Origin of the sequence: Escherichia sp. E10V5 (assembly GCF_004212315.1) — a bacterium.
Classification (GTDB): Bacteria; Pseudomonadota; Gammaproteobacteria; order Enterobacterales; family Enterobacteriaceae; genus Escherichia.
On the sequence record NZ_RHJM01000058.1, the window covers coordinates 1 to 1,917 of the forward strand.

A 1,917-nucleotide genomic window follows, 5' to 3' on the forward strand; every position below is an offset into this window, starting at 1 on the left:
TCAGGAGTAAAAATTACTTGCAAATAGGTCAGAACTGACCTATTATAAACATATCGAGAGGGGATAGTCCCTGATCACCAAAGCCGCTCAGCGGCAGGAGTTTAAAAATGGAAAACTACGCTAAATTTGTTGCTACTGAAATTCTTAATCAGCTTGGCGGAAATCGCTTCATTGCTATGACTGGCGCAAAGAACTTTGCCTATTTTGATGAAGATGGTGAATGTGGTCTTAGTTTTCGTCTTCCTTCAAAATTTGCAATGAATGGAATTAATTTAGTAAAAATTAAATTAACCTTTTCCGATACATACCAGGTGACCTTTTCTCGTGTTCGAGGAGCAATGGTTAAAGAAGTATCGACATTTGATAATGTTTATTGTGATCAGTTGGAATGTTTGTTTAACGAACAAACCGGACTTGCAACCAGATTGTAATTTTTAATATGGGGGGATTCCCCCCATATCAGGAGGATAAATGAAAGTTCTGATTGGTAATATCAATATTCGTAATCATCATATGCTTCTTGAATTAGCTGGAATTGCAGGATTTGCCGGGAGCGTTGAATATACAAGTGAAATATCCGCAAGTATTGACCTTATGGATGATTCTTTTAGAAGTAAAGTTGGTATAAGCGATAGTGAAATATTAAAGATGTTAGAGGCATTTGTTGAAAATAAATTTTCAATAAAACTCGTTTAAAAACACTTGATAATAGGTCAGAAATGACCTATTATCAGCATATCGAAAGGAGGTAGTCTCCGATCACCAAAGCCGCCCAGCGGCAGGAGTTAAATATGAAAAAATCAACTTTCCCTGTTATCGTTTCTACGACTGGTCATGCGTTTTCTGTTGCGCGTGTGACGCTTTGCACTATCTGCCTGAAACATGAAAAAACAGGCAAGGATTATGTTGTTATTTTCACGGATAGCAATAATATCCGCGATTATAAAACGGGAGTAGTCCCGTGTTTTGGAGAGCTTTACCAGGAAGATGTCGATTTGATTGTTGGAAAAAGTTAAAGTAAAGGGGCTATAAGCCCCTTTACTGTTAAAATAGGAACCATATTAATATGAAGGTACGAAAAGGTGACAGGCAATATTATTTGAATAAAGAAGGTAATATGTTTCATCTTGTGAAACGGGTGAAGACCTTTTCTAAATCTGCGACTTTAGGAAAAACGAAAGCAACGGTGAAAACTGTTGCTGATCTTGTTTTTAATGAGAAGGCATTCGACACAATAGACTTTTCCAGAGATGGATTAAGAGAGAATGATAAAGAAATTGTTTCTATGATGATTCAGGAAATGAACAATGAATGAGGAAAAAATGTTAACTGAAAACACATCAGAAAACATCAAACGTCTGCGGCAAAAAATTGGTCTGACGCAGAAAGAATGTGCCGAAATATTCAGCATGACTCCGCGAACCTGGCGTCGCAAGGAAGAACCTGTCGGAACTGTAAGTGGTACAGCACTTACACCTGTGGAGTTTAAATATCTTCAGCTTTTAGCTGGGGAACATCCAGAATACGTCCTGTGCAAAAGGGACAAGCCTAAATGTAGTGAATGAGTTGTTGCGCCCGTAGCTCGCGATGCTCGCACGCGCAGTACAGCGCCCCGCCCTGCTGCGACGCACCAGGACGGCGTAAACTCGCTTACGCTCGCGCTAACTGCGGCATTCTGCGGCGCAAATCAGCATAATCATGGCCTGCTGGTCTGTTGGGCTTTGCAGGGCGAAGGGATGGCCTGTGCGCCCTGGTACGTTCGGCAGCGGCTGCGCCGCGCTTCGGGGCGATGTGGCTCTGCTGCTCCCTGGTATTTTCTTTCGCCCCTTCTATGCCCTGCCGGGCATCATGTAAACATAACTTAACTATATGTATTTAATCTATTTTTTGTTTTAAATCAGGAGTAAAAATTACTTG

General features: G+C 40.9%; 5 protein-coding genes. All 5 read left to right on the forward strand.

Annotated elements, in window-relative coordinates:
* Positions 1–107: 107 nt before the first annotated feature.
* On the forward strand, positions 108–431 hold the full coding sequence (locus D9738_RS24490) for a hypothetical protein (RefSeq protein WP_000432877.1): 324 nt from the start codon (positions 108–110) through the stop codon (positions 429–431).
* A gap of 40 nt (positions 432–471) precedes the next feature.
* Positions 472–696, forward strand: a complete 225-nt coding sequence (locus D9738_RS24495) for a hypothetical protein (protein ID WP_000866040.1) — start codon at positions 472–474, stop codon at positions 694–696.
* A 95-nt stretch (positions 697–791) separates the two neighbouring features.
* Positions 792–1,016 carry a hypothetical protein gene (locus D9738_RS24500; RefSeq protein WP_000749828.1) on the forward strand — a complete coding sequence of 75 codons (225 nt, stop codon included), beginning with the start codon at positions 792–794 and terminating at the stop codon, positions 1,014–1,016.
* Between the two features lie 50 nt (positions 1,017–1,066).
* Positions 1,067–1,315, forward strand: a complete 249-nt coding sequence (locus tag D9738_RS24505) for a hypothetical protein (RefSeq protein ID WP_130261394.1) — start codon at positions 1,067–1,069, stop codon at positions 1,313–1,315.
* Positions 1,316–1,322: 7 nt separating this feature from the next.
* Positions 1,323–1,565 (forward strand): XRE family transcriptional regulator, encoded by a 243-nt coding sequence (locus D9738_RS24510; protein ID WP_130261395.1) that lies wholly within the window; start codon positions 1,323–1,325, stop codon positions 1,563–1,565.
* Positions 1,566–1,917: the final 352 nt, after the last annotated feature.